Here is a 1,991-nt window from a genome sequence, read left to right as displayed (position 1 = left end):
ACGGCGGCGGCTCATAATTCCCTCCAAATCTTTTGGAAGGTTGAATCATATTCAAGCTGATACAGGAAGGAATTTTATGAGTTTACGGCCTAAAAAACTTGAAGAAGAAATGGGTGCGGAACTCTTTGACCGCAATGCCCACAAGCCCCAGCTGAATACCCGCGGCCTCGCCCTTTTGGATGAAGCAAAAAAAATCGTGGCCCACTATGACAGCCTGAAAGGCATCATTCATCAGGATGAAACCTTTAGTGGCCCCCTGATCATCGGCTCTATCAACACCGTGCAGGTCAACCCGCTGCCGAGCATTATTCGGGAAATTCAGGACAACCACCCTTTTTTACAGATCAGCATCAAAAGCGGCATGTCTGCCGAACTGGCCCTCGCCGTTGATCTTGGCCAATTAGATTTTGCCATCACCACCGAGCCACAGTCGGTGATGCCCGCCAGCATCAACTGGCTCACCTGCTATCAGGAACCTTTTTATGTGGTCGCGCCAAAAAACTTTGAAGAAGAAACCACCCACGGCCTTTTAAGCAACCACCCCTATGTCTGCTTTGATCGCCAAGCCTGGGCCGGCCGCATGGTGGAACGCCGATTGCGTCAAGATGGCATTGCCCCCAATGAAACGATGGAACTTGAGCGCATGGCAGAAGCGGCCTTGGGGGTCGCCATTGTCGCCTTACCGGAAAGCCGTCGGGCCGAAGTGGCCAAAACCATGAAAGTGGTCCCCTTCAGTGATCCGCCATTCTATCGCAATCTCTGCATCCTCTATAAAAATGATAGCCGCTGGCACACTGTCATTCGCACCTTCCATGAAGCGCTGCAAAAACATAACTTAAATTTAACTTAAGCTATTCGTTAGTTTTATAAACTTTTATTTATATTGCAGTTCTCCTATGACTTAAGAACTCCATCGCTACGAGGTTCTTATGTCTATAGCTATCAATGCACTTGCCCCCATTCTTTTTCTCATTGCCATCGGCTGCCTGTTGAAAAAGACCAATTTCTTTGAGGCCGCCTTATGGCCTGCCTTAGAAAAACTCAGCTACTATGTCCTCATGCCGATTTTGCTGATCCATGTGCTGTCCAGTAAACAAATTGATCATATGCCATGGCAGGAAATTGCATTGGCGGTGAACATTCCGGTCCTCAGTGTCGCCGCACTTTTCTGGCTCAGTAAAAGCTTTTTCCCAAGCGTAAGTGCCGAAAGCTTTACCTCCATCTTCCAAGGCGGTGTGCGGTTCAATACCTTTGTAGGCCTGTCCCTTTGCCCAAGGCTTGTTCGGGGCGGGAGGCGTGGTGATCGGGGCAGTCGGCTCTGGCTTTATGATCGTTCTCATCAACCTTTTGTGCATCACGACTTTTTCCCTGAGTTTAAAGACACAGAGCGGGATTTTAAAAACACTTGGCCTTCAGATTATCAAAAATCCCCTCATTATGGGCTGTCTTATGGGGCTGTCGTTAAACATGCTGCACATCCCAGTCCCCACAGCACTTGCCACGTCCTTTGATATGCTCAGTCGCGCAAGTCTGCCGATTGCCCTCATCACCGTCGGGGCAGCCTTACAATTTTCAAGCTTATTAAAAAACCGCAGTGTGTCTGCTTTGGTCGGGATCGTTCAGTTTGTCCTCAAGCCATTCCTTGCCGGGGTATGTTGCTACGCCTTCGGATTAAATGGTGTCACAGCCGCAACCTTGATCCTGTTTTTGGCGACACCAACCGCGCCGTCTTCTTACATCCTATCGCGTCAATTGGGCGGGGATCACGAAATGATGGCAACCTTGATCACACAACAAACGCTTTTTGCCTTTTTATCCATCCCGCTTACCATCTGGGTCGTCGGACTGGTCATTCCCCTCCCATAAAAAAACGCCCCTTCTAAAAAGATAGGGGCGTCAGATCTCTGACAAACCCCGTCAATTTTGGCGGGGTTTGTTATTTTCTATAAGGTTGTGTTTTTTTGTTCTGTTGGACATTTCTTTAAGCAGGT

At 48.7% G+C, this 1,991-nt stretch carries 3 protein-coding genes; all 3 read left to right on the top strand.

The genetic code is table 11. The features are described from left to right. The first annotated feature begins 76 nt into the window (after positions 1-76). The 3 genes from Q397_RS0120105 to Q397_RS24565 all read left to right on the top strand — a co-directional run bounded on the left by Q397_RS0120105 (position 77) and on the right by Q397_RS24565 (position 1,866). A complete protein-coding gene (locus Q397_RS0120105; RefSeq protein WP_028880907.1) occupies positions 77-850 on the top strand; it encodes a LysR substrate-binding domain-containing protein in 774 nt (257 codons plus the stop codon). Positions 851-929: 79 nt separating this feature from the next. Then, positions 930-1,511, top strand: coding sequence for an AEC family transporter (locus tag Q397_RS25470; RefSeq protein WP_240475114.1), 582 nt, complete (start codon positions 930-932; stop codon positions 1,509-1,511). Beyond that, entirely contained in the window at positions 1,438-1,866 is a 429-nt protein-coding gene (locus tag Q397_RS24565) for an AEC family transporter (protein ID WP_240475113.1), read from the top strand. Before Q397_RS25470 ends, Q397_RS24565 begins: the two co-directional genes overlap by 74 nt. Positions 1,867-1,991: the final 125 nt, after the last annotated feature.

This window comes from Terasakiella pusilla DSM 6293 (assembly GCF_000688235.1).
Classification (GTDB): Bacteria; Pseudomonadota; Alphaproteobacteria; order Rhodospirillales; family Terasakiellaceae; genus Terasakiella; species Terasakiella pusilla.
This window is presented reverse-complemented; position numbering and strand designations above follow the sequence as displayed.

Excerpts from the sequence above, each read along its gene's own strand:
- Q397_RS0120105 (WP_028880907.1), top strand. The coding sequence starts at position 77 with ATGAGTTTACGGCCTAAAAAACTTGAAGAAGAAATGGGTGCGGAACTC.
- Q397_RS25470 (WP_240475114.1), top strand. The coding sequence starts at position 930 with ATGTCTATAGCTATCAATGCACTTGCCCCCATTCTTTTTCTCATTGCC.
- Q397_RS24565 (WP_240475113.1), top strand. The coding sequence starts at position 1,438 with ATGGGCTGTCTTATGGGGCTGTCGTTAAACATGCTGCACATCCCAGTC.